The organism is Pseudomonas sp. GXM4 (genome assembly GCF_008923895.1).
Taxonomy (GTDB): domain Bacteria; phylum Pseudomonadota; class Gammaproteobacteria; order Pseudomonadales; family Pseudomonadaceae; genus Aquipseudomonas; species Aquipseudomonas atacamensis.
In genome coordinates this window covers 1-1,454 of record NZ_WBRZ01000493.1, presented here as the reverse complement: position 1 = coordinate 1,454, position 1,454 = coordinate 1, and the positions used below count along the sequence as shown (strand labels likewise).

Sequence of the window (1,454 nt, the reverse complement as noted above, 5' to 3'; positions counted from 1 at the left end):
TTGACAATGAAAACGTAACTCAGCGACTAGCAAAAATCAGAACAATTATCAGCAAAAACTATGACTCAACTCTTGGCGAGGATGACATGGATGACATAGAGCGTCATGTGGAGGGAATTGAATTCTGGAAGCCTTGAATGATTGGCTGTACGAAGAAATCTCCTGGGCCGCCTGATACGCGTGAAAAACACGTCACTGAAACCTTCAAGGCGACTGTCAACTTAAACTCCCCATTAAAGAATAATGAAAAACAGAAAACTTATGCTCAACGCATAATCACCAGATCAAATCTCTGCGACCACTCTCACGGATTAAATATCAAAGGACTGTTATCTTGAAATACTTGAGCCGCACTCTCTCCTTGCTTCTAGTCTTTACCTTCTCCCTAAGCGCAAGCGCGCTGTCACTACGATCCGAACAACGTCCCGACGGCACAACTGTCTTGTTGCTTACAAACGAAGCCAGTCCAGAACGGGCTCACAAGCTCAACCAAGACCCGGCGGTTCGCTCTGCACTCGTTGATTTTTTTGGCTACCAAACCGGAAGTTACACCAATGACAATACGATGATCGTGCAGCAGGTTCTTGAAGCGCTCGAGTCAGAAATGTCGACTTTTGTTGATGGTGTGCCTCCCGGCAGAAAAATGATCACTGCCATGGACGACGGTAACAACGGGTTCGAGCGCGCCGCATTGCTGCTGGACGACAAGGGGCAGTTGCTCGCCGTAGGACTGGTCAATGGCCACTGCACCGTCAAGTCTCGCGAGGAACCATTGACTTGTAACGATGCGCCGGAAACCGTGCTGACTATTTTCCAGCCAGAAGGCGCCGGCAAGTCTGACGCCGATGCTTTGATCCCCTGGAGTAAGCAACTGCCTCCTATGATGGCGCTGTGGGCGGAGAGTGACGATCCAGAACGCCGAGCCGCTGCGCAGAAGATTGCCCACGTTGAGTACATCGTGACTCAGCCGAAACAGGGAGCCTGGACTGCGGCTCAATTACCTTCCGATTTTCCAAAAGCGATGCTGCCGTTGCTTCCGCAGCGAGCTCACTTGATTGGCGCCGGCGCTCACGGTGTCTTTACGACACCGGGTATGGAGGGCACTTCAATTGACGGTGACTGGGACAAAATAGCCGGACGCCCTCAGCATGAATATGAGGTCATTCTCAGGACTTTTACCGAATACGCGGATGTTATCGACTTCTATCAGCAACATGCAAAGGACGCCGAAGTCAGCGGCAACGAGCGCAAAGCGCTCGTTGAAGGCCGCATCAATGGTGGTACCTATAAAGTAGAAATCACCAATAGAAAAGAAGCCGGCACAGTGATCACGTTTTCCGCTTGGCGGCAGGAGGTCTAATTCATCTCTGAAGACAGAGCGATCATGTGGTCGCTTTGTCTTCTGAGCAAAAGGGACTGAGTAAAAGAGGACAGATTTCTTTCTTCAAACTGAA

General features: G+C 50.3%; 1 protein-coding gene. It reads left to right on the top strand.

The features are described 5' to 3' along the window. The first annotated feature begins 334 nt into the window (after positions 1 to 334). Positions 335 to 1,360 (top strand): hypothetical protein, encoded by a 1,026-nt coding sequence (locus F8N49_RS27685; protein ID WP_151553304.1) that lies wholly within the window; start codon positions 335 to 337, stop codon positions 1,358 to 1,360. Positions 1,361 to 1,454 lie beyond the last annotated feature (94 nt).